This window comes from Pseudomonas alkylphenolica, assembly GCF_004025535.1.
Lineage (GTDB): Bacteria > Pseudomonadota > Gammaproteobacteria > Pseudomonadales > Pseudomonadaceae > Aquipseudomonas > Aquipseudomonas alkylphenolica_A.
In genome coordinates this window covers 514,046-539,293 of record NZ_QJRG01000049.1, presented here as the reverse complement: position 1 = coordinate 539,293, position 25,248 = coordinate 514,046, and the positions used below count along the sequence as shown (strand labels likewise).

Annotated in this window: 18 protein-coding genes; 5 read left to right on the top strand and 13 right to left on the bottom strand. The window is 60.4% G+C overall.

What is annotated here, in order from left to right; translation table 11 throughout:
• Positions 1 to 365: 365 nt before the first annotated feature.
• On the top strand, positions 366 to 4,589 hold the full coding sequence (locus DM813_RS26070; protein ID WP_128326273.1) for a dermonecrotic toxin domain-containing protein: 4,224 nt from the start codon (positions 366 to 368) through the stop codon (positions 4,587 to 4,589).
• A gap of 106 nt (positions 4,590 to 4,695) precedes the next feature.
• On the opposite strand, the gene DM813_RS26065 is transcribed toward DM813_RS26070, so the two are convergent.
• From DM813_RS26065 to DM813_RS26030, 8 genes are all read right to left on the bottom strand, one after another.
• A complete protein-coding gene (locus tag DM813_RS26065; protein ID WP_128326272.1) occupies positions 4,696 to 5,469 on the bottom strand; it encodes an enoyl-CoA hydratase in 774 nt (257 codons plus the stop codon).
• Between the two features lie 13 nt (positions 5,470 to 5,482).
• A complete protein-coding gene (locus DM813_RS26060; RefSeq protein WP_128326271.1) occupies positions 5,483 to 6,610 on the bottom strand; it encodes an acyl-CoA dehydrogenase in 1,128 nt (375 codons plus the stop codon).
• An 8-nt stretch (positions 6,611 to 6,618) separates the two neighbouring features.
• Positions 6,619 to 7,812, bottom strand: a complete 1,194-nt coding sequence (locus tag DM813_RS26055; protein ID WP_128326270.1) for an acetyl-CoA C-acyltransferase — start codon at positions 7,810 to 7,812, stop codon at positions 6,619 to 6,621.
• Positions 7,813 to 7,829: 17 nt separating this feature from the next.
• Positions 7,830 to 8,597 (bottom strand): SDR family NAD(P)-dependent oxidoreductase, encoded by a 768-nt coding sequence (locus DM813_RS26050; RefSeq protein ID WP_128326269.1) that lies wholly within the window; start codon positions 8,595 to 8,597, stop codon positions 7,830 to 7,832.
• A 12-nt stretch (positions 8,598 to 8,609) separates the two neighbouring features.
• A complete protein-coding gene (locus DM813_RS26045; RefSeq protein WP_128326268.1) occupies positions 8,610 to 10,262 on the bottom strand; it encodes an AMP-binding protein in 1,653 nt (550 codons plus the stop codon).
• A gap of 131 nt (positions 10,263 to 10,393) precedes the next feature.
• Positions 10,394 to 14,923, bottom strand: coding sequence for an NEL-type E3 ubiquitin ligase domain-containing protein (locus tag DM813_RS26040; RefSeq protein WP_128326267.1), 4,530 nt, complete (start codon positions 14,921 to 14,923; stop codon positions 10,394 to 10,396).
• A 49-nt stretch (positions 14,924 to 14,972) separates the two neighbouring features.
• Positions 14,973 to 15,995 (bottom strand): AraC family transcriptional regulator, encoded by a 1,023-nt coding sequence (locus tag DM813_RS26035; protein WP_128326439.1) that lies wholly within the window; start codon positions 15,993 to 15,995, stop codon positions 14,973 to 14,975.
• A 73-nt stretch (positions 15,996 to 16,068) separates the two neighbouring features.
• Positions 16,069 to 16,932, bottom strand: coding sequence for a LysR substrate-binding domain-containing protein (locus DM813_RS26030; protein ID WP_128326266.1), 864 nt, complete (start codon positions 16,930 to 16,932; stop codon positions 16,069 to 16,071).
• 112 nt (positions 16,933 to 17,044) lie between these two features.
• On the opposite strand from DM813_RS26030, the gene DM813_RS26025 reads away from it, so the two are divergent.
• Entirely contained in the window at positions 17,045 to 18,151 is a 1,107-nt protein-coding gene (locus tag DM813_RS26025) for a 2-aminoethylphosphonate--pyruvate transaminase (protein ID WP_128326265.1), read from the top strand.
• Between the two features lie 30 nt (positions 18,152 to 18,181).
• A complete protein-coding gene (phnX, locus tag DM813_RS26020) occupies positions 18,182 to 19,009 on the top strand; it encodes a phosphonoacetaldehyde hydrolase (protein ID WP_128326264.1) in 828 nt (275 codons plus the stop codon).
• Between the two features lie 47 nt (positions 19,010 to 19,056).
• Here the strand turns inward: phnX and DM813_RS26015 are convergent, their stop codons facing one another.
• Positions 19,057 to 19,611: an NADPH-dependent FMN reductase gene (locus DM813_RS26015; RefSeq protein WP_128326263.1), complete on the bottom strand. Its 555-nt coding sequence runs from the start codon at positions 19,609 to 19,611 to the stop codon at positions 19,057 to 19,059.
• Between the two features lie 145 nt (positions 19,612 to 19,756).
• Here DM813_RS26015 and DM813_RS26010 point away from each other — a divergent pair, with 145 nt between their 5' ends.
• Entirely contained in the window at positions 19,757 to 19,975 is a 219-nt protein-coding gene (locus DM813_RS26010; RefSeq protein WP_128326262.1) for a hypothetical protein, read from the top strand.
• On the opposite strand, the gene DM813_RS26005 is transcribed toward DM813_RS26010, so the two are convergent.
• From DM813_RS26005 to DM813_RS25990, 4 genes are all read right to left on the bottom strand, one after another.
• On the bottom strand, positions 19,959 to 22,220 hold the full coding sequence (locus DM813_RS26005; protein ID WP_128326261.1) for an Orn/Lys/Arg decarboxylase N-terminal domain-containing protein: 2,262 nt from the start codon (positions 22,218 to 22,220) through the stop codon (positions 19,959 to 19,961). The two genes, DM813_RS26010 and DM813_RS26005, sit on opposite strands and share 17 nt — an antisense overlap.
• Before the next feature lie 78 nt (positions 22,221 to 22,298).
• Positions 22,299 to 23,096 (bottom strand): DNA polymerase III subunit epsilon, encoded by a 798-nt coding sequence (dnaQ, locus tag DM813_RS26000; protein ID WP_128326260.1) that lies wholly within the window; start codon positions 23,094 to 23,096, stop codon positions 22,299 to 22,301.
• A 40-nt stretch (positions 23,097 to 23,136) separates the two neighbouring features.
• Positions 23,137 to 23,580 (bottom strand): ribonuclease HI, encoded by a 444-nt coding sequence (gene rnhA / locus DM813_RS25995; protein ID WP_128326259.1) that lies wholly within the window; start codon positions 23,578 to 23,580, stop codon positions 23,137 to 23,139.
• 48 nt (positions 23,581 to 23,628) lie between these two features.
• Positions 23,629 to 24,387: a methyltransferase domain-containing protein gene (locus DM813_RS25990; protein WP_128326258.1), complete on the bottom strand. Its 759-nt coding sequence runs from the start codon at positions 24,385 to 24,387 to the stop codon at positions 23,629 to 23,631.
• Between the two features lie 79 nt (positions 24,388 to 24,466).
• Between DM813_RS25990 and gloB the strand changes: the two genes are divergently transcribed.
• Entirely contained in the window at positions 24,467 to 25,246 is a 780-nt protein-coding gene (gene gloB / locus DM813_RS25985) for a hydroxyacylglutathione hydrolase (RefSeq protein WP_128326257.1), read from the top strand.
• Positions 25,247 to 25,248 lie beyond the last annotated feature (2 nt).

Here is a 25,248-nt window from a genome sequence, read left to right as displayed (position 1 = left end):
CCAGGCCAGCGCCCCCGCTTGAATGAGTGCCACCCCTGCAGAGCTACTCGCCTATGAACTTGCAAGATCGCCTCGCCCTCAATACCGATCTCGGCTGCGCCGTCGCCAGCCACTTCAGCCTCCGACCGACCTTTTATGAGGTCTGTGCGCGCCTCCTCCAGGAGCAATGGCCAGCACGCCATATCGGTAGTCAAAGCCCCTTGGCGCTTTATCTGGTCAGTCTCGACAGCGCGCCGCCTAGGCCCTATGCACGACCACTGTACCAAGTCCTTGCGGAACGCTTTTGCCGAGGCAGCACGCTCAATTTGACGCCCGGAGAAGACTTTCTCACCCTGCAAGAAAGCACAGACCCACAATCAGCCATCGTGATTGACCTGCATGCTGTCGAGTGCCTGATCAATGACTGCGGGCCTATGCTGCTGGATCACTACCAACGCGCCTTGACATCCTTCTGGTGCGAGACGGCCCCCTCGGGACTGACGCCATGGCAATGGTACGCCGACTACCTCAGGCAGCACTTCAAGACGGCCACCGACGCCAGCTACGATACCGGCACCCTGAGCCATGCCGCCGCAGCCATGGCCAGCCTGGTGTACCTCTACCCCACCCCGCAAGAACGCGCTGCCTGGCCCAACACCGGCAACCTCGTCGTCGAGCACCTTGAGCTGGACACCTCGACAAGCGCCTACCTGGATGTTGACCTGGCCAGCGCGCTGTTGCTTGAGCGACGCGACACCGTTACGGGTCTGGTTAATACGCTGATCTACAGCACATCCGGTCAACTGGTGCCGATTGCCTCACGCCAGGCGTTGTTTGACGCGCTGGGCCGGCTTTGGCCAACCCTGACCGCCTCACGGCCGGCGCTGCACCTGATCCCAGACAGCAGTAATAATTTTGAAGCCCAGGCTCGCGGGGTACTACAGCAACAGATGCGCACCGCTGCAGCGCTTGCACACCAGTACCAATCCGAATACAGCGCCCCGCTGATGAGCCTTGAACTGGATCGTCTGTCGTCGATGATCGACCTGTGCAATGCCGCGGAACAGACGTTGCGGACACAACTTGTTGAACAACTGCCCGACTGGTTGCGCAATACCAAAGGGCCCGCGTTACGCCGATACGGCGCAATGCTCCTGGCAGTTGCACAATGCTACGAAGATGCGGACGGTCAGTTCTGGCTAGATGGGATCAGCGATGCCGAAACCTTCAGTTACCGGCACCTGACTCGTCAGATCGCCATCGACCATCCCGGCAACGACCTGGACGTTCGTGATGTAGTGATCATCAACTATCAAGTCCAGGCAGCGGCCATACCTGGCCAGGATTCACTGATCTTCGACGGCACAATTCGCCCCGTACGCTTCTCACTGGCTCAACTGGCCATCGGCAATCTCGGCTTACTGGCACCGGGCAGGATTGAGTTGACCTCTGCGTCAGCGCAGGTGTTACCGACCTGGATGGACGAGCGCTACCTGCGCCAATTGGTCAGTACGCTGGATATTGGCAGCACCTACCCACAGATGCTCAAAGAAAAGTTGCTCGAAGATGCGGCACAACGAGAACAACGCCAACGGCTGCTTGCTGCACAACTGCGCAGCCAGATACCGGCGTTTGCCATGGAGTTGCACCTGCGTGACAACACCGTAGGCGAAGCCGCCGTGGAGGGTATCAGCCAGGTATTCCTGAGCTCGCCTTCACCCACGCCTAGCCCCTGGGTGATGCGCCCTTTAGGCCTGCTCAGCCAGCCGGGTGCCACGTCCGACCTGCTGCACAATGCCTGGCTGTTAGAACCGCATCATCCGGACAAAGGCCCTTGTGTCCTGTACCGCCCCTTGCATCCGCAGCCGTTGCTGGAGTTTCCCGACCGTCTGGCGCTGCTCGTCGCCATTGGCATGCCGGGGGAGTTACAGGACGACCTGCTTCAGCGCCTGCCTGAAACGTCCCGGCGCATTTACGCCCATGGCGGGTTCCAGGAGCCCCATCTGTACCAGGCTGTCGAAGATGATTTTGCCGTGCCATGGGGCACACCCGCGCCCGTCGAATTGGCGATCGAAACGCCTGTGTCCGACATTGGCACAGCCTTGTACCTGGCTTGTGTCGAAGAAACCATCAGGCACTTCGAGGCGCAGTCAACCAGTACCGAGGCAACACGCTGGAAGCGCTGGCAAACACTCGGCTGGTTGCTCTTCAATACGCTGCTGCCCTTGGCCGGCGATACCCTGGCCAAGGCAGCCTGGCTGGTGCAAATGAGCATTGCTCTGGCGACCTTCACCAATGCCGACGCCCAGCGCGACCCTGTGGGCCACCGGACAAGCCTGATCAACCTGCTGGTAAACGTTGCCGTTCTGTTGTTTTCCCACGCCTCTGCGCGCTTGAGCCAAGACCTGCAGAGGGTTGAACCCTTGCCAGCCATGGCGCCTGACCAGCCGCTCCTCCCCCTGTTGCCAACACCCATCAGTGAAAGCCCGCTGGAGTTCGGTTGGAGCCGGCCTGATCACCAGCTTGATACGACTCAGCGAACTGCCTTGAAGAAGCTGCAGGCCGAGATTCCCCTTGCAGAACTGGGTCCCCCTGTACCCAGTGGTCCGATGCAAGGGCTGTACCTGCATAACGATCAACTCTGGGCCAGCCTGGACAACAAGGTGTACAAGGTCGAGATCGATCCGGTTCGCGAGCAACCGCGCATCGTCGGCTCTTCCGACACCGATGAGCCCGGCCCGTGGCTGACGCAGGATGAGGTCGGGCGCTGGCGACTTGACCTGATGCTTCGGCTGCGTGGTGGCATGCCACTGGGCAAGCAGCTGGCGCACGCAGAACAACAAGCTGCGCTTTCGAACCGCGCGTTGAAAATGGAGCTTGACGTCGGCCTCAAGCAGATGAAGGAAGGAAAAACTGAGCGGGACCTTGCACTGGAGCTGGCTTCACGCGTTACCGATGCCAGCCACCTGCGACAGCTGCTGACCAAGACACAAGGCTACGCCCGGTTTTTCAGCGACCTTCTGCAGACGCTGGAGCAAAGCAACAGCATCAATCCGATCAAAGACTACAAGATCGTAAGAGCAACTGCGCTGTACGAGTACGTGCGCTGCGAGCAAACCGGCTATGGCCTGTTGAAAAAGCTCTACCACCCTCTTCGGGCGCAATTGGCCGGGCTGTCCAACCAACATCCTGCATTCGAAGATATATCCACTGCTGATAGCCGCATCATTACCGAGCGCCTGGATGTCATGGGCCCGCTACTCGATCAATTGATCCTCGCGGCGGCAAAGATGACCGAAGCGCGTAGGCAACTGAACCGCCTGGCTAGCCGGCGACAAGCGAAAATTACAGAACTCAATGAATGGGTATTGACCACACGGGAGAAAGCCTCGGAGCACCTTGTCTGGCGGTTCCTGCGGGTGGAAAACAACTTCAATCGCTTAAGCCTGCTTCATCCGCTCAACGACCTGGCAACCTTCTGGCTCGACCGTGCCTGGAAGAATCTCAATCTGGGTATTGCCCAGCGATTACACCTGTCCGACGTGGAGCAACCTGTTGTCGAGCTCAATGTACGTATTCTGCGCAGCATCGCGGAGCAGCTTGATGTCACCTTGCGCCAACTGGACAACATCACCCCGTTATTAAACAACGACGGCGCCTTGCACGTGCTTTCCGAACTGCGTCAGGACGTCGAGCAGGTGGCCAACGGCGTGCGCCAGGACCTCACTGACTTCCCGGATTACCCGTCCTACAGCACGCTCAACCAACTCCGAAGCCGGGCCCCGGGGCTAATTGAAACTACCGACCATGGCCTGCTGCTGGCTGAACCACGGGTGGGCGATGACACGCTGGTAGATATACCCGGCCCGGACAACAAGACACCGGCGCGAACCTACCGGAGGGAACAGGATGACTGGGTCGAAGTACCAAGCGTCCCGGCACCCGGCCCCTCACAAAGCACCTCACGATCGTTGAAACGCGTACTCAAGGACAGCCGTCAGCGCATGGCCAATGCGCGTACAACGCTTCATAGCCTGCAACTATCGACAGCGGCCAGCTACTTGCCGGTCGAGATCGAAGAGTTGCTGACACATCAGCAAACGCTGCTGGAAACCGAACGCCAAGCCATCGAGCAGCACCTGACCAACGACAACCAGACAGATGAGGCACGCCGTAACGACGACGCGGCGCTGATCATGAAGTCACTCGACGAGTTGGCCCAGACGCTCAATACACAAGCCGTGGTGCTGCGGACCCAAGCCGCCTTGCGACAAAATCCGAGAATGGGAGAAGTGCAGTATTTGATTGACCGTGGCCAGGTACAGGTGCGCGTCATAGGCCAGCGGCACCAGTTGCTCAAGGTAAAAGGCCGACCGGATGACTTTCTCGACGAGTACGAAATCAGCCATCAGGACAAAAGCCTGTGGTACGCCCACTTCCACTACCCTGCCATGGACACGGCGCGGGAAAACTTCATCGTCGGGCATCTGAAGACTGCCGCCCAACGTCACGCCGGCGGTGCAAGTGACTCCAGCACCGGCAACGCCGTTGCGGTCTACCGTGCGCCGATCACTTCAGCTTCGGCAGCAAAGTACTTTTTTGGCCTGTAGACCATAGAGGGGTCGCTGCGCGGCCCATCGCAGGCTATTCCAGCTCCTACAGCTGAACTGCACACCGTTTGGGTGTGCGGTTCATTGTGAGGCACGCTGGTCGTGATCAGCGGTCTTTGAACTGGGCTTCGCGCTTGGCAACGAAAGCAGCCATGCCTTCCTTCTGATCTTCAGTGGCGAAAGCGGCGTGGAACACACGGCGCTCGAAGCGCACGCCTTCGCTCAGGGTGACCTCGAAGGCGCGATTGACGCTCTCCTTGACCATCATGCTCACCGGGATCGATTTGCTGGCGATGGTCGCGGCTACCTTCAAGGCTTCTTCGAGCAACTCGGCTTGCGGTACTACCCGTGCCACCAGCCCTGCACGCTCGGCTTCCTCGGCGCCCATCAGGCGACCGCTCAGGCACAGTTCCATCGCCTTGGCCTTGCCGACGGCACGGGTCAGACGCTGGGTACCGCCCATGCCGGGCAATACACCCAGGTTGATTTCCGGCTGGCCGAACTTGGCGTTGTCGGCGGCGAGAATGAAATCGCACATCATCGCCAGCTCACAACCACCGCCCAAGGCAAAGCCGGACACCGCAGCGATGATCGGCTTGCGGCGATTGGCAATACGATCGGCATCGCTGAACAGGTCGTCGACATAGATCTGCGGGTAGCGCAGGTCGGCCATTTCCTTGATGTCGGCACCCGCGGCGAAGGCCTTGGCAGAGCCGGTGAGCACCACGCAGCCAATGTTCGGGTTGGCTTCAAGCTGGTCAAGCGCCTGATTGATCTCACCGACGATCTGCGCGTTCAGCGCGTTCAACGCCTGCGGCCGGTTCAAGGTGATCAAGCCGACCTTGCCGTGGATGTCCAACAGGATGGTTTCGAATGCCATACAGACTGCTCCTTCAAAGATTGCGCGCAATGACCATGCGCTGAATGTCGCTGGTGCCTTCGTAGATCTGGCAAACCCGCACATCGCGGTAGATCCGCTCCAGCGGGAAGTCGCTCAGATAGCCATATCCGCCGAGGGTCTGCAAGGCTTCCGAGCAGACCTTTTCGGCCATTTCCGAGGCAAACAGCTTGGCCATCGAGGCTTCGACCAGCGCGGGACGCCCGGCATCGCGCAGTGCAGCAGCGTGCAGAACCATTTGCCGGGCGACAGCAATACGAGTGGCCATGTCGGCCAGGCGGAAGGCCACAGCCTGGTGTTCGATCAGGGGTTTGCCGAAACTCTGGCGCTCACGCGCGTAGTCACGGGCCACCTCAAACGCCGCACGGGCCATGCCCACCGACTGCGAGGCAATACCAATGCGGCCCCCTTCAAGGTTGGCCAAAGCGATCTTATATCCTTCGCCTTCCTCGCCCAGGCGGTTGGCGAGCGGAACACGCACATCTTCAAAAACGATCTGGCAGGTATCGGACGCATGCTGACCAAGTTTGTCCTCGACCCGTGCAACCTGGTAACCCGGTGAATCGGTCGGAACGATAAACGCGCTGATACCGCGTTTACCGGCAGCAGGATCGGTCACGGCAAAGACGATCACCACCCCGGCGTTCTGCCCGGAAGTGATGAACTGCTTGCAGCCATTGAGCACATAGTGATCGCCATCGCGACGGGCACGGGTTTTCAGGCTACTGGCATCGGAACCGGCCTGAGGCTCGGTAAGAGCAAAGGCACCGAGCATGGCGCCGCTGGCCAGCGGCGTGAGGAACTGCCGTTTCTGCTCATCGTTGCCAAACTTGAGGATCGGCACACAACCCACCGAGTTGTGCACGCTCATGATGGTCGAGCACGCACCATCGCCCGCAGCAATTTCTTCCAGCGCCATGGCGTAGGCGACGTAACCCGTGTCGCTGCCCCCCCACTGCTCGGGCACCAGCATGCCAAACAGGCCCAGACCGGCCATTTCCTCGATGGCTTCCTTGGGAAAACGATGCTCACGGTCCCACTGCTCGGCAAACGGACGCAGGCGCTCTTGAGCGAACTGACGGACCGCCTCACTGATCTGCTGTTGTTCTTCATTGACTAGCATGGTGCACCTCAGTACAGACACTCGACGGCCATGGCGGTTGCTTCACCACCACCGATGCAAATGGCAGCAACGCCACGGCGCAGGCCTTTCTGGCGCAAGGCAGCCAGCAAGGTGACCAGGATGCGCGCTCCCGAAGCGCCAATCGGATGACCCAACGCACAGGCGCCGCCGTGAACGTTGACCTTGTCGTGGGGCAGGTCCAGGTGTTTCATCGCCGCCAGGGTTACCACGGCAAAGGCTTCGTTGATCTCGAACAGATCGACGTCGGCCAGGTTCCAGCCGGTGCGCTTGACCAGTTTGTCGATGGCGCCGATCGGGGCGGTCGGAAACAGCGCCGGGGTGTCGGCAAAAGCTGCATGGCCATGAATCACGGCCAGTGGCTTGAGCCCTTGTTTTTCGGCCTGGGAACGACGCATCAGTACCAGCGCTGCGGCACCATCGGAAATCGAGCTGGAGTTTGCCGCCGTTACCGTGCCGCCGTCGCGGAACGCTGGTTTAAGCTGGGGAATCTTGTCCAGGCGCGCCTTGGGCGGCTGCTCGTCCTCACTGACCAGGCGCTGGGTCTTGCCCTCGGTAACTTCTACGGGAACGATTTCGCTGGCAAAACTGCCGTCCTTGATCGCCTGTTGGGCGCGGGTCAGCGAGGCGATGGCAAAGTCGTCCTGCTGTTGGCGGGTAAAGCCGTTGCTGCCGGCGCAGTCTTCGGCAAAGGTGCCCATCAACCGGCCTTTGTCGTACGCATCTTCAAGACCGTCAAAGAACATATGATCAATGATCTTGCCGTGGCCCATGCGGTAGCCACTACGCGCCTTGTCCAGCAGGTAAGGAGCATTGGACATGCTTTCCATACCACCAGCCACAACCACATCGGCACTGCCGGCCAGCAGCAAGTCGTGGGCCATGATGGCAGCCTGCATGCCCGAACCGCACATCTTGTTGAGGGTGGTACAGGTGGTGCTCTTGTTCAGCCCGGCACCCAATGCGGCCTGACGGGCAGGCGCCTGGCCCAGCCCTGCGGGCAGCACGCAACCAAACAACACCTGCTCGACGCTATCAGGAGCAACGCCGGCACGCTCGACCGCTGCGCGAATGGCAGCAGCGCCCAGCTGTGGCGCGGTGAGGCTTTTCAGGTCGCCCTGCAGGCCGCCCATCGGTGTGCGTACAGCGCTGACAATTACAATCGGGTCATTGGCGAGGGTCATGTTAGGTACTCCTGCAATTACTTGGCGGCCATACGCAAGGCACCGTCGAGACGGATCACCTCGCCGTTGAGCATGCTGTTTTCAATGATGTGGCGGGCCAGCGCGGCATATTCCTGTGGCCGACCCAGGCGCGGCGGGAACGGTACACCGGCCGCCAGCGAGTCACGGACCTCCTGGGTCATGCCAGCCATCATCGGGGTTTCGAAAATGCCGGGGGCGATGGTCATCACGCGGATGCCAAAGCGCGCCAGTTCACGGGCGGCTGGCAGGGTCAGGCTGGCAATTGCCCCTTTTGAGGCGGCATAAGCGGCCTGACCGATCTGGCCATCATAGGCGGCAATCGAGGCGGTATTGATGATGACTCCGCGTTCACCGTCGTCGCTCGCTTCGCCTTCGGCCATGGCCGCAGCAGCCAGGCGCAGCAGGTTGAAGCTGCCGATCAGGTTGACGTTGATTACCCGGCTGAAGCTTTCCAGGCCGTGCGGGCCATTCTTGCCCAGGACTTTCTCGGCACCGACGATGCCAGCGCAGTTGATCAGCCCATGGAGACTGCCGAACGCGGCAATGGCAGCATCTACTGCAGCTTTGGCGGCGGCTTCCTGGCTGATGTCAGCGACCGCGAATCGCGCTTTGGCGCCCAGTTCCTGGGCCTTGGCGGCGACGGCCTCAGCATTGAGGTCGACCAGCATTACCTGGGCACCGGCTTCGATGAGCATGTGTGCGGTGGCCGCCCCCAGCCCCGAGGCGGCGCCGCTGACGATGAAGTTCTTGTTGGCAATCTGCATGATGGTTGTTCCTCAGGCACTGGCAGCTGTGGCCAGCGCAGCTTGTTGTTTGGCAATTTCCTGGTTGCGCAGGATGAAACGCTGCAGCTTGCCGCTCGGCGTCTTGGGCAGCTCGCTGACAAATTCGATTTCGCGTGGATAGGCGTGGGCATACAGGCGCTGGCGCACATGCTGCTTCAGGGCCTCGGCCAGCTCCTCAGTGGGTTGCTGACCATTGGCCAGCACCACAAAAGCCTTGATCAGTTCGGTGCGTTCCGGGTCCGGCTTACCGACTACAGCGGCCTCGATCACCGCCGGATGCTCGATCAACGCACTTTCGACATCGAACGGCCCCACCCGATAACCCGAGGTGGTGATCACATCGTCGCTGCGGCCGACGAAGCTGATGCTGCCATCCGTGTTCAGTTCTACTGTGTCGCCACTCAGGTAGTACTTGCCGACCATGGATTTGGTTGGCACTCCGTGATAGCCGCCGAACCAGCACAGCGGCGACTGTTCGCGATCGACGGCAAGAATTCCGGGCTGCCCGGCAGGCAGTTCCTGATTGTGCTCATCGAGTACCACGATACGGTGCCCGGGAATGGCAAAACCTGCCGACCCCAGATGCACGGGATGCTGCAAACCGTGGTGATTGCACAGCACCATGCCCAGCTCGGTCTGGCCGTAATGATCATGAATGGTCACGCCGAGTTCGTCGGAAAACCAGCGGATAACCTCAGGATTGAGTGGTTCACCGGCACTGCTGACTACTCGCAGGCGTCCTTTGATCGGACTGGAGAACGCATCGCCCGCAGCAATCAGCAGGCGGTAAGCGGTCGGTGAGCCGGCCAGGTTGCTGATCGCGTACTTGTCGATCACCCGGCAGGTACTTTCGACGCTGAACGGCCCATCGTAGAAGGTCGTGGCATGACCCAGCGCCAAAGGACCGGTCACGGCGTAGTACAGGCCATAGGCCCAGCCCGGATCGGCCAGGTTCCAGAAGTTGTCTTCGTCGCGCAGGTCGACGGCATCGCGCATGTAGCCCTGGAACGCGACAATGGCACGCAGCGGCACCAGCAAGGGTTTGGCCGGCCCGGTCGTGCCGGAGGTAAACATCATCAGAAATGGAGCATCGCCATTGAGCAGTACCGGTTCGCACTCATCGCTGGCTGCTTCCAGCGCAGGATGGAAGTCCACATCTGCGCTGCCGCTCTGGGCCCCGACACAAATGATCGCCGGGCAATCGACAACATCGTCGAGCTTGGCACGGTTGCCACGGTCAGTGATCACCACACGCGCGTTGGATTGATGCAAGCGGTGCTCGATGGCTTTGGGGCCAAACGCGGTGAACAGCGGTTGGTAGACAGCGCCCAAGCGCCAGCTGGCCAGCACCGTGACCAACAACTCGGGAATTCGCGGCAAGAGACCAGCGACGCGGTCGCCCGAGCCCACGCCTTGGGCGCGGAGCACATTGGCAAACTGCGCGGCCAGCCGCTGCAACTGTTCGAATGTGTACTGGGCATGGTCGCCATCGCGGCCTTCCCAGTTCAACGCAACCCTGGCGTTGCCGACATGGCGGTCACAGCATTCGACGCAGGCGTTAAGCGCATCGAGGCCACCGTGCAGAGAAGCACTGGCCACCTGGGAATAGTCGAAGCCGCTCGCGGCCACGGAGTAATCACGCATCGTCAGACTCCTGGATTGTTATTGTTGGAGTAACACCATGAATCTGACGATAGTCGCGCCGTAGAGGCCTTGGGACAATGGCCAAAGCTGTCAAACTGGATGACTGGTTTGGCCGCACACCTGAACCGGCGTCAGCTACTTCCCTGAGCAACCCGCTCGGTTGCCAGGGCATCGCGAGTCAAGTCCAGCACCAGTGCCTCCACCGCGGCCTCCCGCTCGCTGGCCAACCGCCTGGCCTGCGCCTGGACACTGGCATCGTCTCCCGTCCCCAGCGCCTCGAGCCGATCCCAGAACGGTTGTTCAGCTTCGGTAAATCGCGCGCCGTATTCGCTGCGCAGATATTCCAGCCAGAAGTCCAGCTGACTGACGTAGGCTATCAGGGCATCAGTGGCCTCCGCTTCACGAACCGCCCGGGCAGCATCAGCAAGTTGCGCATCACTGACACTGGCGATGGCCTGAAACTGCATTGAGCCTGGCTGGCCCGGTAGACCCAGTTCACGTGCCAGACCGCTGCGATACGCCAGGCTGACCTCAACCTCATCAACCCCCCGCCCCGCCGCGATACGCGCGTTGATATCTTCACGAGCAATGTGCTCGACCCGCGCCAAGCGAAACAGACGCCTTGCCAGGTCCACACGCGCAATTTGCGCCTGCCCCCGAGCACTGCGCTGTAGCGCTCGCGCAACGAAAACCCGCACTTCCAGCGCACTGAAACAGGAAGCGACACTGTCGACACAGGTTCGCGGTACCGCCGCCAGGCTGAACAGTTCCTGGCGTAGCGCTGTACTTTCCTGTGCGGCGTCGAGCACCTCCCACACGCGACGGTCCAGGTCTTCCCGGGCTTGACGAAAATCGCTGGTACCAGACAACTCGCCGATCAGTTCAATGAAGTCCTGGCTATCTGGCTCGGCCCGCACGCTGTCCCACACTGCACCACGGCGTTGCTGCTCCTGAGTATCCGGATCCTGGGTCCACACTCGCCTGCCGGTTTCCGGGCCAGGCACGTAGGGACGGGTAACCACGGGATCGGGGGCACGCAGGCGCTCCCTTACCGTAACGGACAGTGAATTGCCCTCTAACATCAACGTTCGCCGCAATCTGCGCGGTGCTTGCAGGATCTCTTCCGGTACAGTGGCGATCTGGTTGTTGCGCAGGTCAGCATGCTCCAGCATTGCGCACCAGATCAGCCCCGATGGCACTGTCTGCAGCTGACAGTTGCGCATGAATAGCTCGCTCAATTGCGAAATACTTTGAAAATGCAGGCCGATCAGGCCAAGTGGATTGTCGTTGAGGTTCAACGTACGCAGTCGTGGCAGCCCTGTCAGCAGACTTGCACCCGGCCCGGTCATGCGAATGCGGTTACTGTGCAATCGCAGCGCTCGCAGCTCATGTAAGTGTTCCAGCCCCGCAGGCAGTGCAGTGAGTTCATTGCTGCCCAGGTTAAGCCATCGAACCCTACGGAAATGCTGCAGAAAACTCGCGGGAAGCTGTTGTAACTGCAGATTGACCAGGACCAGGTCGGTAACATGGTTGAAATCAACCCTGGGAGGCAGCTCCGGCAACTCGTGAATTGCCGCGCCAATCAGACTCAGGCGCATTCCCTGGGATTGACTATGGATATCCAGGAGAGGCTCCCCCTGCAAACGCCAGCACCGCCGTAGCTCCTCGGCAATGGCCCGACGCGCGCGCGCTCTGGAGTGCTGCGCACCACCAAGCTCCCAGGCTTCCAGGGCGACATCCAGCTGCAGGTATTCATGCTCCTGATTCAACAAGATGTCGAATGCCGAGCCATCCCCCTGTAGCAGAATGTTGAGGTAATCTTCCACTTCATTTTCATTGAAGCCGACATAGAGGGCGCGAATCCGCGCACGCAAGGTGTCATGAGCAGCATTGACTCCTTGCCCGCGCCCACTTAGCAAATAGCCCACCCGCCCATCGGCAAGGCGCACTCCCGGGTTGAACCACGGCTTGATCTCACGCCAGCCCATCAGTCGCTCAAGCTGCTGAGCTTTAGTCGGCACCCAACGCTGCAGATCGCGCCGCACGTGTTGAGCACCCTCAGCGCCATCCCACTTCAGACGCTTTACATCAGACGTAGGCAGAACGGTCAGGAGGACCTCGGGCAAGTGTGCGGGCTCAGGTATTTCGAGGTCCAACTCGTAACCTTTTTCGTCGTAGAGCCGGAAACTCCCTTCACGCCACACCAAGGTATGCGCTTTTGGGCTCTGAGGATCCAGCACAGCAAGTCGCCGGCCACTCTCGGAACCATCACGCAACTCAAGATTGATACTGTTCGGCCATTGTGCGCTTTGGCGCAGCAAGTTGAACACCAACTCGACCGAGTCGGGCTGATAACTGTTACGTAGATACAACCCTTCGCGCATCCGTATCAGGCGGGCATGTCGCTGCAGTGATCGCGCCTGTTCCGCCAGCGCCAGCGGGATGCGCTGTTCATCGACCAGCCGCAACCGCTGAGCGTCGTCCGCCTGCTGCAACAGGTGCGCCGCATAAGCGTCCGGTAGCCCTGGGAAATCCCGCTGCAGCAAGGCCTGGCCGTCTTCGGCAGTCACATATTGGCGGGAGAAATGCTCAAACAGGCCTTCGCGCAAACGCTCAGCCTGCGCCAGAACTTCGTCATGTTGCTCCGCCGCACTCAGGCCAGCAGCGTCGATGTGCTCCAGGCACCATGTGTAGTACGCCGACTCGCTTTGATCTGTTGTGACCTGCGCCAGTTCGGTGAAAAATGTATCGATTCGAACATCGACATCGAAGCGCTCCAAGGTGTCGCGCAAGCCCACCGGCAATGGCCGATTCTCCACCAGCAAACCGCGCAACTCATCGTCGTCAACGCCTGCTACCCGCAGGACCTGCTCGACTCTCTGGGCATCGAGGCTGGTGGCTTGCGGCCAGAGCCGGCTCAGCAGTAATGCGCTGCCTTGCCACTCAAGCGGCCGCTCATACCTCAAACGCCAACCGCGCTCACCATTGAAGGTCAACAACGGGGCATAAGCGTCTTGGCGCAGTGGATGCTGCAAGCGCCAACGTCCCTGACCCTGGCGAACCTGATAGAACGTGCTTTCGTGCTGCCACCAAAAACGCTGGCCATCGGTGTAGAGGCCGCTGTCCAGTACCTCCAGATGCTCGGGGACATCCTGCGCCGCAAAAGGGCTCAGGTCCTCAGACCACAGGCGCTTCGCGCCAGCATCGTTGTTGATTGGCACCAGCCCCTCAACAAAATTGCTGCGCGTAAACCCTCGCGCTACAACCCCTGCACCTGTAGCGACAGCGGCCCCGACCGCGACGGTTTCGGCCACACCGAGAAAATGCTCCATGGCTTCATGCCGATGACCACGTGACCAGTCGCGTACGCCTTCAAAGGTTTCCGAAAGAACGTGCACAACCGTCTGCGCCAACAGAAGACCGCCCACCACCGGAACGAAGAAACCCGCGACGTTGAGCAACAGCAGACCAGCATCCTTCATTTGTTCCAGGCGCTTTTCGGATGCCGCGTGATCGGCATCTTCTGTCGGCACCAACATCAGCCTGGCGTCTTCTTTGAGGCGACGTACCTGCTCAGTCGCCAGGCTTACAAAGACATCGGCGGCCGGCGCCTGACCTTTCGGTTCCAGGTCAGGTGACGGGTCCTTGAGGCGCTTGCTCAAGGTGTTGAGCAGTCCGGGCAATTGCTTGAGGCCGATCCTGCGACGCAAGTACGCATCCATCTCCTTTTTACCCAGATCCGTGGCCAAAGCGTCGTTCAACTGCGACCACCCGTTGAAACTGTACAGTGAGCGCCGGGGCGCATCAGGCAAGTACAACAACACACGCTGTACTTGCCCCTGAGCGTCGGTCTGCTCAAATGCCAGCGCTCCGTCAACCGGGCAGTTCAACACGTGGAACAGCAAGGCACGCCAACCCGCGACAGATGCAGAAGGCTGCGAAGCGTCTGCAACCAGCTGCCGCAGCATCTGCACATCAGCCTGAGTGATCTCCTGCTTCACTGCGGCGATCTCGGCCACCAGCGCCAGCCCTTTACGCTTGTCGTGTGCCAGAGTGCTTTGAGCTTTCTCGTCGAAAATCAGGTCAAGATGGGCCTGATAATCCTCGCCTAGATCTTCTTCGCGACAAAACAGCGCAATCACATCAGGCTCGGAATTGACCAGATCCGCCTGGCTGTCCTGCGGGACAGGGTCCTTGTTTGATGTAGCCAGGCCCGATCCCAGATAGAAGCTCGCATCAGGCTCGAAATTCTGCATGAGACGCTGCAAGGCAGGCTGGTGGACAAAGTTAATTGTGTCCGCTGGTAGCCCGCCCCCCACCGGAACACGAAATGAGCGTCGCAACTCTCGCCAGTAGAGGCCATCAAGCGTTTGCGTCACGCCCAGTTCCTGCACAAAGCGTTGAAGCCCGTCAACGGTATAGCTATCCGGAGATATAATCCTCGTACTCAACTGATGAAGGTACGTCTGGCTTGTCGCGTGCGCCTGCCAGCAATCACGTATCGCGTTGACTTGCTCAGGCGAAGCACCGGACAGCCAATCGGGCAGGCGTTCCTTGATGAAATCATCCGTTGCATTGGCAATTTTGGCTGCAACGGCGCCCGGGCTGAGGGTAGGCTGGCTTTGGTTCATGGCGGCTTTCCACATGATGGTCGGAGCCATCAAGCTTCCACCGCCCTGACCTGCTAATGCAGAAGGAAAGTTCTCGTAATCAATGCACAGACTGGCCTTGCAAAATCACCGCTCGATAGTGCCCGGGGTTACACCCGAACCACTTGCGAAATGCCTTGTAGAATGAGCTGCTGTCAGCAAAGCCCAAGCGTTCGGCGATGTCCGCAAACCCCAGTTCGACTTCGGCCAGCCACGTGATCGCCAGCTCCCGCCGCACGCTGTCCTTGATCCCCTGATAGGTTTGCCCCTCCTCGGCCAGACGACGTCGCAGGGTCGAAGCCGAAAGGCACAGATGGCGCGCCAGACGATCGGCGTCGGGCCACTTGGCAGGGTCCATCTGGCGCAGATCGTAGCGGATACGACGCGCCAGGCTGGCCGGATCACGGTACTTGACCAGGATATTTCCAGGTGCCTCGGCGAGAAATCGCTGCAGTTCTTCTTCGCTACGTTTGAGCGGCAGATCAAGGCAATCGGCAGCAATGATCATCCGTGAGCGCGGGCGATTGAACTGCAAGTTCTCCGAGAACATCACCCGGTAATCATCACAAAAAGGCGGCTCGTCGCAACGCAGTTCGATCGCCAGAATCGGAATACGCCGCCCGGCCAGCCAGCAAGCGACGCCGTGTACGATCATCCAGAAGGTGAAGTAGGTAAAAGCGCGGCGCGGCTGTTCGCGCGGCTCGCCAATGACGATTTCGGCGAGGCTTTGCTGACGCACCAGCGTGGGTTGCAGGTCTTCAAGCATCAACGACAGAAAGGTCAGGGCTGTGTCCAGCGCTACCCCCAGCGTCGGCTGGGCCATCGCCGCACGACAAAGGAACGCCAGGCTGCCACTGCGCAAGCCGCGAGGGTCCATGCCAAAAAACTCGTCGTTGCAGCGCCGCGCCAGCAACCGCCACAGCTGAGCATAGGCACTGGCGGGTACGCGTGCACCCAATTGCTCGAGCAGTGCAGGATCGATACCGATACGACTCAGCAACGCCTGAGTCGGTGCGCCTGGTGCACAACTCTGCAGCAGCGCCTCGCGCACCAATTGCATCGAGATGGTGTCTTTGCCCGCCATCAACTGTACTTCGCCTTGCCTGTCTTGTTTACCGGCCATCTTAGGGACACCGGCAGAAAATGCCAGTAGCGCTTCATACGGTCGGCGCCAGGCTCAGAAACGCTTGAATCAGGCGCAGTTCACGGCGACGCTCCAGGCAGCCGATCATGTGCTGGTTGAGCAAGCCTGCACCGGCCATCGGACGCGCCACGACGCGCGGATCATGGCTGACCTCCACCGACGAAACGATACCTATACCGAGATTGGCGGCCACTGCTTCGGTCACTGCCTCTCGGCTGTCCAGCTCCAGCAACACCCTGGGATGAATGCTGGCCTGGCTGCACGCCTGATCAAAGGTGCGACGGGTGATCGAACTGGGCTCGCGCAGCACCATGATTTGCCGGTCCAACGCGTTGATCGACAGTGACTGTGCGTCAGCCGCCCAGGGGTGACTTGCCGGCAACAACGCACAGATCCGCGACTCACCCAGGCTTTGCAGGTAAAGCCCCTTGCGTGGTTCGACCTCGGTCAGTACGGCCACATCGGCATGCTCACTGAGCAGCGCGGCCAGGGTTTCCTGGGCATTGCCCAAACGCAGGTTGACCGTGATGCCCGGGTACCGCGCGCGCAACTGGGCGAGCATTGGCATGACCCGGTGCGGCCCGTCCGCAGCTACTTCCAGGCGCCCGGTGAGCAGCTGCCGGTTGGCCTCGAGCATGGCCTGCGCCTCCTCAGCCAGGCCGAACATGGCGCGGGTGATGGCCGCCAGGCGCGTGCCCTCCTCGGTCAGCTCTACACGCCGCGCCGTCCGGCGTAGCAAGGTGATCTGGTAGTGCTCCTCCAGTGCCTTGATATGGCCGGTAACGGCCGGCTGGCTGATGAACAGCCTTGCGGCGGCGCGGGTGAAACTGCCCTCCCGGGCCACGGCATCAAACGCTCGAAGCTGGAACAAGTTCATATCTATCGGCCTGACTTATAGCTGGCATAACAACAAACAATTTGATTGATGGCGCGCAGAATTGCAACTTAGGTCCCGTAGATTCAGCCCACCGCTTGTGAGGACCACCGGAATGAGTAACGCCCCTATCCTGCTGACCCCCGGCCCCCTGACCACTTCGTCCCGCACGCGCCAAGCGATGATGGTGGACTGGGGGTCCTGGGATCGTGACTTCAACCAGTTGACCGCCAGCCTCTGCGAACAACTGCTGGCCATCGTCAACGGCGCCGACAGCCATCATTGCGTCCCCCTGCAAGGTAGCGGCACATTCGCCGTCGAGGCCGCCATCGGTACCTTGGTACCACGTGACGGCAAAGTCCTGGTGCTGATCAACGGTGCCTACGGCCAGCGCCTGGCCAAGATCTGCAAAGTGCTGGGCCGCGCCTACAGCACCTTTGAAACCGCTGAAGACCAGCCCACCACGGCGGCAGACGTCGATCGCCTGCTGGCCGCTGACACCGCCATCACCCACGTGGCGCTGATTCACTGCGAAACCAGCACCGGCATCCTCAACCCGCTGCCGGAAATCGCCCAGGTCGTGGCGCGCCATGGCAAGCGCTTGATCATTGATGCCATGAGCTCCTTCGGCGCGCTGCCGATCGACGCCAGCGAAGTGCCGTTCGATGCCCTGATCGCGGCCTCCGGCAAGTGCCTGGAAGGCGTGCCCGGCATGGGCTTCGTGTTCGCCAACAAGACCGCATTGGCTGCCGCCGAGGGCAACTCGCCGTCTCTGGCCATGGATCTGCAGGATCAACACGCTTACATGGCCAAGACCGGCCAGTGGCGCTTCACCCCGCCCACCCATGTAGTGGCGGCACTGCATGAGGCATTGCTGCAATACAACGAGGAAGGCGGCCTGCCTGCTCGCCACCAACGCTATGCCGACAACTGCAAGACCCTGCTCGACGGCATGGCTGCGATTGGCCTGCGCAGCTTTCTGCCGGCCGAGATCCAGGCGCCGATCATTGTCACCTTCCACGCACCCAACGACCCGCGCTACCAGTTCAAAGACTTCTATGAGCGGGTCAAGGCCAAAGGTTTCATCCTCTACCCGGGCAAGCTGACCCAGGTCGAGACCTTCCGCGTCGGCTGCATCGGCGTCGTCGGACCGGACGGCATGCAAGCCGCCGTGAACGCTGTGGCCCAGGTGCTGCGGGAAATGGAAGTACTGGATATCTGAATCGCTGACCCTCTTTCAAGGAACTCGCACATGAACTACAGCAACCCGACGCAACTGCAAGCCGCCATCCTTGACTGGGCCGGCACCGTGGTCGACTTTGGCTCCTTCGCGCCGACCCAGATTTTTGTCGAAGCCTTTGCCGAATTCGACGTTGAAGTCTCAATCGAAGAGGCCCGTGGCCCGATGGGCATGGGCAAGTGGGATCACATCCGCACCTTGTGCGACCAGCCGCAGATTGCCGAGCGCTATCGCAAAGTGTTCGGCCGTACACCGACTGACGATGACGTGACCGCCATTTACGAGCGCTTCATGCCCCTGCAGATCGAAAAAATTGCCGTTCACTCGGCATTGATTCCCGGCGCCCTGGACACCTTGACCGGCCTACGCAAGGAGGGGCTGAAGATCGGTTCCTGCTCCGGTTATCCGAAGGTGGTGATGGACAAGGTAGTCGAGCTGGCCGCGCAGAATGGCTATGTCGCCGATCACGTGGTTGCCACCGATGAAACGCCTAATGGTCGTCCATGGCCTGCCCAGGCGCTGGCCAACGTGATTGCCCTGGGTATCGACGACGTGGCGGCCTGCGTCAAAGTTGACGATACCGTCCCCGGCATCCTCGAAGGTCGTCGTGGAGGCATGTGGACCGTGGCACTGGTCTGTTCAGGCAATGCCCTGGGCCTGACTTATGAAGGCTATCGCGCCCTGGCTTCGGATACCCTGGACAGCGAACGCAAGCGTATTCACGCGATGTTCGAGGGCTCCCGCCCGCATTACCTGATCGACACGATCAACGAGCTGCCGGAAGTCATCGCCGATATCAACAAGCGCCTGGCGCGGGGCGAGATGCCGCAAGCGGTGTAGAACCTTGAGGCCCTACCACCGGCAATACCGGTGATAGGGCCTTCTGGCTATTTCTGGTGCCGTGCAACCCACTCGGCATACGTGTCAATGAAGGTCTGCAGGAACGGACGGACCTTTTCGGACAGCTTGCCATTGTCGTCGAACAGCGTTGCAGCGCCACCGATGTAGGCTTCCGGCTGCTGCATGCAGGGCACATCGAGAAACACCAGTGACTGGCGCAAATGGTGGTTGGCCCCAAACCCGCCCACAGCCCCTGGCGACACACTGATCACCGCCCCCGGCTTGCCACTCCAGGCACTCTGCCCATAAGGTCTTGAACCGACATCAATGGCGTTCTTCAACACCCCCGGCACCGAGCGGTTGTATTCCGGCGTGACGAACAGAACCGCATCGCTGTTGCGGATCTGTTCGCGGAAAGTCTTGTAGGAGGCGGGTGGCTCGACATCGATGTCTTCGTTATAAAGAGCCAGATCGCCAATCTCGACTATGTTCAATTTGAGGTTCGAGGGCGCAAGCTCCGCCAGTGCAAGGGCGACTTTGCGATTGAACGAGGCCTTGCGCAAGCTGCCGACGACGACCGCTACCGAATACTCTTGGCTCATGGCAATTTCCTGACAAATAGAACAAAGGAACTTGTAGGTATAGATGATCTACCCGGTACCTGAAGTTTTTTTCCGTTCGAACAAAACTTACCCCCCAAGTCAGTGGTCTATGCCTGACAGAATATTTTTAGAGGTTGCACGGTAAATGACAGCAGTACTGGTCGGACAGTTTCATGCACGGGACGCAGAAGGCCGTATCTACCCCGTTCATGAGTTCCAGGAAGCAACGCTCGAGGCCGACGGTAGTGCCGCATCCCTGCCCATCACAACCTACAAGCTGGCGATCGGCGACAAGGTCAACCACTTGGGTGACGACCGTTTCGAGCTGGCACGCAGCGGCGTCGAAATCATCCGCATTCCTTGATGCAATCGACGGTATAGACCTGCCCGTGCTCGCCGCCTTCATGTTGCAAACCATGCACATCGGCGACAAAGCCGGGAAAGCCGCTGTCGAATGCAGCGGCAAACACCAGATAATCGATGATTGAACGGGTAGCCTCGGTGAAACGCTCCCCCGGCATGATCAATGGAATCCCCGGTGGATAAGGCACCAGCATCACTGCCGCGATGCGCCCCAGCAATCGATCGATCGGCACCGCTTCCACCTCCCCGCGCACCATCCGGTCATAGGCATCGGCAGGCTTCATGACCACCTCGGGCAATACGGTAAACAACCGTTTGAGCTGCTTGGCAGTGGCATTGCTGCGGTAGCAGGCGTGCAGCTGGTCACACAGATCGCGCAGGCCCAAGCCCTGATAACGCTGTGGATCAAGCTGGGCTACACACGGCAGGCTTTCGAGCAGGCTGGTATTGGCGTCGTAGTTGCGCTTGAACTCCAGCAGTTCAGTCAGCAAGGTGTTCCACTTGCCCTTGGTAATGCCCATTGAGAACAACACCAGGAAGGTGTAGAGCCCGGTCTTTTCCACTACCAGGCCGCGCTCCCAGAGGAACTTGCTGACCACCGCTGCCGGTATCCCATGCTCACTCAGCGCGCCGCCGGCGTTCAGGCCAGGCATGACCAGGGTGACTTTGATCGGGTCGAGCAATACATAGTCATCACTCACGTCGCCAAAGCCATGCCAGTCCGCTTGCGGTGCCAACAACCAGTCGCCAGTGCTTACCTCGCGGGCGCCCTCGACCTGCGGCGGCTGCCAGATACTGAACCACCAGTCGTCAGCAGCAATATGCTGGCGCAGATTGGCCATGGCCCGACGAAAGCTCAGGGCTTCATCAAACATCTCTTGCAACAGTGAACGCCCCGCCGGTCCTTCCATCATTGCCGATGACACGTCCAGTGAAGCCAGAATGCTGTACTGCGGCGACGTCGAAATATGCATCATGAAGGCTTCATTGAAGCGGTCGCGATCCAGCTGCCTGGCTCCGCCGTCCTGCACATGAATCATCGAGGCCTGACTGAAGGCCGCCAACAACTTGTGAGTCGAGTGGGTGCTGAACACCAGTGGGCTGTCGGCGCCGACGGATGTACCCATGGCAAAGCGTCCGGCGAAAAAGGGGTGAAATGCGGCATAGGCGTACCAGGCTTCATCGAAGTGCAGCACTTCGACGCTGTTGCCCAGCACGTGCTTGATCATTTCGGCGTTGTAGCACAATCCGTCGTAGGTGGAGTTGGTCACCACCGCCATCTTCACCTTGGCTGCCCGCCCCCGGCTCAATGGGTTGGCCTGAATCTTGGCCTGGATCGCCTGAAGGCTGAATTCGCTCAACGGGATCGGCCCGATAATGCCCAGCTCGTTGCGCTCCGGGCACAGGTACAGGGGGATGGCCCCGGTCATGATGATGGCGTGCACCACCGACTTGTGACAGTTGCGGTCTACCAACACCAGATCATCGCGACCGACCATCGAATGCCAGACGATCTTGTTGGCCGTGGACGTACCATTGATGACGAAGAAGGTGTGATCGGCGCCGAAATTCTTTGCCGCCCTGGCCTCGGCTGCCGCCAGCGGCCCGGTGTGGTCGAGCAGCGAACCCAGTTCCGGTACGGACACCGACAGGTCCGAGCGCAAGGTGTTCTCACCGAAGAACTGATGAAAAGCCAACCCTACCGGGCTTTTGCGGTACGCCACCCCACCGCCATGGCCGGGGGTGTGCCAGGAATAATTGGACTGTGCCGTGTGCTGCACCAGCGCCTTGAAAAACGGTGGCAGCAACCCATCCAGGTAGATGTGCGCTGCTCGCGCCACCTGACGAGCCAGAAATGGCACGGTGTCTTCAAATAGGTAAAGAATGCCGCGAAGCTGGTTCAGCTCACTCATGACGTCAGCCGGCGCATTTTCCAGTGTCACCTGTTCGCCCAGGACAAAAATTGGCAGGTGCGGCGCACGCAAACGGGCCAGTCGAATCAGCTCGACCATATGCTGCAACAAGTGGGTGTTCTCACCGGCGCCTTCTGCGGCAATCAACAAACAGGCCAGCCCATGATGGCTTGAGGCAACCAGGCGGCCTTCGGCGTAATCAATGGCCGGCAAGATGGTGAAGCCGTCCTGGGCCAGTTCCTGGGCGATGCCTCGCACCCGCTCGCCGGCGACCGTATCGGCCTTGATCTCGCGGTGAACGATCAGAACAGGGAACTTGAGGTCCTTGTACATAAGGGGGCGCCTACTGCGAATGACGTGTCAGTCAATTCAGGGTAGAAGCTCGCCAGCCCCCTTGCGCGGTAAACCGCCTCAGCTGCCCGCGGACAACTGCTGCCACAACGCCGGGCCACCGGCCGATTTGGCAATGGCTTCCAAGCGCGCAATATGCGCTTCCAGTTCCTGCTCGGTGGCCTGGATGATGCGCCCGGGTTGACGCCCGGTCAGGCGGCGAATTTCACTACCACGGCTATCGCCGCTGTCTTCCTCGCCATCGGCACCCTGCCCGGCCAGCGACAGGCTGGTCTGGCCACCGGTCATGTTCAGGTAGACATCGGCCAGCAACTCGGAGTCGAGCAAGGCGCCGTGCAGGTCACGACCGGAGTTGTCGACACCATAGCGTTTGCACAACGCATCGAGGCTGTTGCGCTGACCTGGGTGACGGCCCCGCGCCATCATCAAGGTGTCAAGGATGGTGCAGTGCTGCGAGATGTCCGCGCGGTCGTGCTGGCCCAGCAAGGCGAATTCGTTGTTGATGAAACCAACGTCGAACGCCGCGTTATGGATGATCAGCTGCGCGCCCTGGATAAACTCGAAGAACTCTTCAGCAACCTCGGCAAAGCGCGGCTTGTCGACCAGGAAGGCGTCGGTGATGCCGTGAACGCCAATGGCACCCTCATCACTCTCGCGGTCGGGTTGCAGGTAGACGTGGAAGTGCCGCCCGGTCAGGCGTCGTCCCATCAGTTCGACGCAACCGATCTCGATGATGCGGTGGCCGTCGGTGACGGGCATACCCGTGGTTTCGGTGTCGAGGACGACCGACCTGTTGCTCTGAATATCCACGCCGGTGGCCTCCTGTCGCGAACTGCTTGTATGGTGAAAGCCGACCATTCTACCTCAGAGCGCTACCCTGTGGCGGCCTGCGTAAAGGTCAGCGCCCGCGCAGCTCGTCAACGCCACGGTTTGCCAACTGATCGGCGCGCTCGTTGCCTTCGTGGCCGACATGGCCACGCACCCATTTCCAGGTGACCTTGTGGCGATTGACCTGCTCATCGAGCAACTGCCACAGGTCGGCGTTCTTCACCGGCTCCTTGGCGGCCGTCTTCCAGCCGCGCTTTTTCCAGTTCACCATCCATTCGGTGATGCCTTTCATTACATACTGGGAGTCGGTAACCAGTAACACCTCGCACTCGCGCTTGAGCGCCTCAAGGCCCTTGATCGCAGCCATCAGTTCCATGCGGTTGTTGGTGGTGTTGTGCTCACCGCCCCACAGTTCCTTCTCCACACCCTTGCATACCATCAACACACCCCAGCCACCCAGGCCAGGGTTGCCTTTGCAGGCTCCATCGGTGTAGATCTCGACGCTATCGCTCATGCACAACCTTTTCAACACAGTAAAAACCCGCGCCCACAGGGCCCGGGTTCAGGGTTCGGAATGGCGCCGGTTGACCTTGGCCATTGGCAACGGCAGCAGCTTGCCCATCGGCTCGCGACGCTCCAGACGCAGTGGCCGCAGGCCGACCACCATCTTGCGTGCCACCAGCAGATACACGCCACCACCGGCACCTTGCCAACCACCGGCGACCCGCTCCCAACCGGCCAGGCGCTGTTGCCAGGCGGGGGACGCGAGCGGCGGACGATAGCACCCGAAGCGGCGTTTCTCCAGCGCGAAACCCAGCAGGTTGAGCCAGTCGGCCACTCGAGACGGCGAAAAGCAACGGGCCTTGCGCAGGGCATCATGGGCAAACACCCGCCGCACGCCCCAACTGCTCCAGGGATTGATACCGATAATCAGCAAGTGCCCTCCGGGGCGCACGCTGCTGGCGGCTTCACGCAGCAGGCCATGGGGCGACAGGCTGAAGTCCAGGCCATGTTGCAGCACCACGACATCGGCGGCGTGCTCGCTGAGCGGCCAGGCCTGTTCTTCGCAGACGATCTCCACCCCCGGCAGGGGCGCGCCCAGGCGCACGTTGCGCTGCACCTGCGGGGCCTTGGGTGGCGCCTCGGCGCAGGGACCGTAATGCACCAGATAACCGCCAAAGTAGCGGCCCAGCTCTTCTTCGAGCAGTCGCTGCTCTTCATGAAGCATCAACTGCCCCAGGGGGCCAGCGAACCAGTCGCGGGCCAGGCTGATCAGCTCCAGCCACTGCGGATCGGCCTGGGCGAAGGCTTGATCGGTCATTGCAGTCTCCCTAGAAGGTTCTCGACAGTGGACATAACTACTAAGATGCACCCATGTCCAACGTTTGGCGAATCGCACCATGATACAGATCGATGCCCTGCCCGCTTTCACCGATAACTACATCTGGTTGTTACAAGACACTGCCAACCAGCGCTGTGCAGTGGTCGACCCGGGGGACGCGGCACCGGTGCTGGCCTGGCTTGAGCGCCACCCGGGCTGGCAACTGAGTGACATCCTGGTCACCCACCACCATCACGACCATGTCGGCGGCGTCGAGCAGCTCAAAGCAGCCACCGGTGCCCGCGTATACGGCCCTGCGCAGGAGCACATTCCGGGTCGCGACGTCGCCCTGGACGACAACGCCAGCGTGCGCGTTCTGGGCCTGGATTTCCAGATAATTGCCGTGCCAGGACACACCCTGGGACACATTGCCTATTATTGTGACCAGCCGGAAACGCCGCTGCTATTCTGCGGCGACACACTGTTCGCCGCCGGTTGTGGCCGCCTGTTCGAAGGTACCCCGGAACAAATGCACCATTCTCTGGAACGCCTGGCGGCCCTGCCGGCAAAAACGCTGGTGTACTGCACCCACGAATACACCCTGAGCAACCTGCGCTTCGCCAAGGCGGTTGAGCCACAAAACCCGCACATTGCCCAACGCTTCGACGACGTTACCCAATTACGGGCTCACAATCGCATCACGTTGCCATCAACCCTGGCTCTGGAAAAGCTGACCAATCCCTTTTTGCGCACCACCGAAACATCCGTTAAAGAAAAACTAGACGAACGGAACGGCACCATAAACCCCACGCCAAGTACTGTTTTTGCTGGCTTGCGCGCTTGGAAGGACGCGTTCTAAAC

Excerpts from the sequence above, each read along its gene's own strand:
- DM813_RS26065 (WP_128326272.1), bottom strand. The coding sequence starts at position 5,469 with ATGGCATTCGAAACCATCCTGTTGGACATCCACGGCAAGGTCGGCTTG.
- DM813_RS26060 (WP_128326271.1), bottom strand. The coding sequence starts at position 6,610 with ATGCTAGTCAATGAAGAACAACAGCAGATCAGTGAGGCGGTCCGTCAG.
- DM813_RS26055 (WP_128326270.1), bottom strand. The coding sequence starts at position 7,812 with ATGACCCTCGCCAATGACCCGATTGTAATTGTCAGCGCTGTACGCACA.
- DM813_RS26050 (WP_128326269.1), bottom strand. The coding sequence starts at position 8,597 with ATGCAGATTGCCAACAAGAACTTCATCGTCAGCGGCGCCGCCTCGGGG.
- DM813_RS26045 (WP_128326268.1), bottom strand. The coding sequence starts at position 10,262 with ATGCGTGATTACTCCGTGGCCGCGAGCGGCTTCGACTATTCCCAGGTG.
- DM813_RS26040 (WP_128326267.1), bottom strand. The coding sequence starts at position 14,923 with ATGGCTCCGACCATCATGTGGAAAGCCGCCATGAACCAAAGCCAGCCT.
- DM813_RS26035 (WP_128326439.1), bottom strand. The coding sequence starts at position 15,995 with ATGGCGGGCAAAGACACCATCTCGATGCAATTGGTGCGCGAGGCGCTG.
- DM813_RS26030 (WP_128326266.1), bottom strand. The coding sequence starts at position 16,932 with ATGAACTTGTTCCAGCTTCGAGCGTTTGATGCCGTGGCCCGGGAGGGC.
- DM813_RS26025 (WP_128326265.1), top strand. The coding sequence starts at position 17,045 with ATGAGTAACGCCCCTATCCTGCTGACCCCCGGCCCCCTGACCACTTCG.
- phnX (WP_128326264.1), top strand. The coding sequence starts at position 18,182 with ATGAACTACAGCAACCCGACGCAACTGCAAGCCGCCATCCTTGACTGG.
- DM813_RS26015 (WP_128326263.1), bottom strand. The coding sequence starts at position 19,611 with ATGAGCCAAGAGTATTCGGTAGCGGTCGTCGTCGGCAGCTTGCGCAAG.
- DM813_RS26010 (WP_128326262.1), top strand. The coding sequence starts at position 19,757 with ATGACAGCAGTACTGGTCGGACAGTTTCATGCACGGGACGCAGAAGGC.
- DM813_RS26005 (WP_128326261.1), bottom strand. The coding sequence starts at position 22,220 with ATGTACAAGGACCTCAAGTTCCCTGTTCTGATCGTTCACCGCGAGATC.
- dnaQ (WP_128326260.1), bottom strand. The coding sequence starts at position 23,096 with ATGGTCGGCTTTCACCATACAAGCAGTTCGCGACAGGAGGCCACCGGC.
- rnhA (WP_128326259.1), bottom strand. The coding sequence starts at position 23,580 with ATGAGCGATAGCGTCGAGATCTACACCGATGGAGCCTGCAAAGGCAAC.
- DM813_RS25990 (WP_128326258.1), bottom strand. The coding sequence starts at position 24,387 with ATGACCGATCAAGCCTTCGCCCAGGCCGATCCGCAGTGGCTGGAGCTG.
- gloB (WP_128326257.1), top strand. The coding sequence starts at position 24,467 with ATGATACAGATCGATGCCCTGCCCGCTTTCACCGATAACTACATCTGG.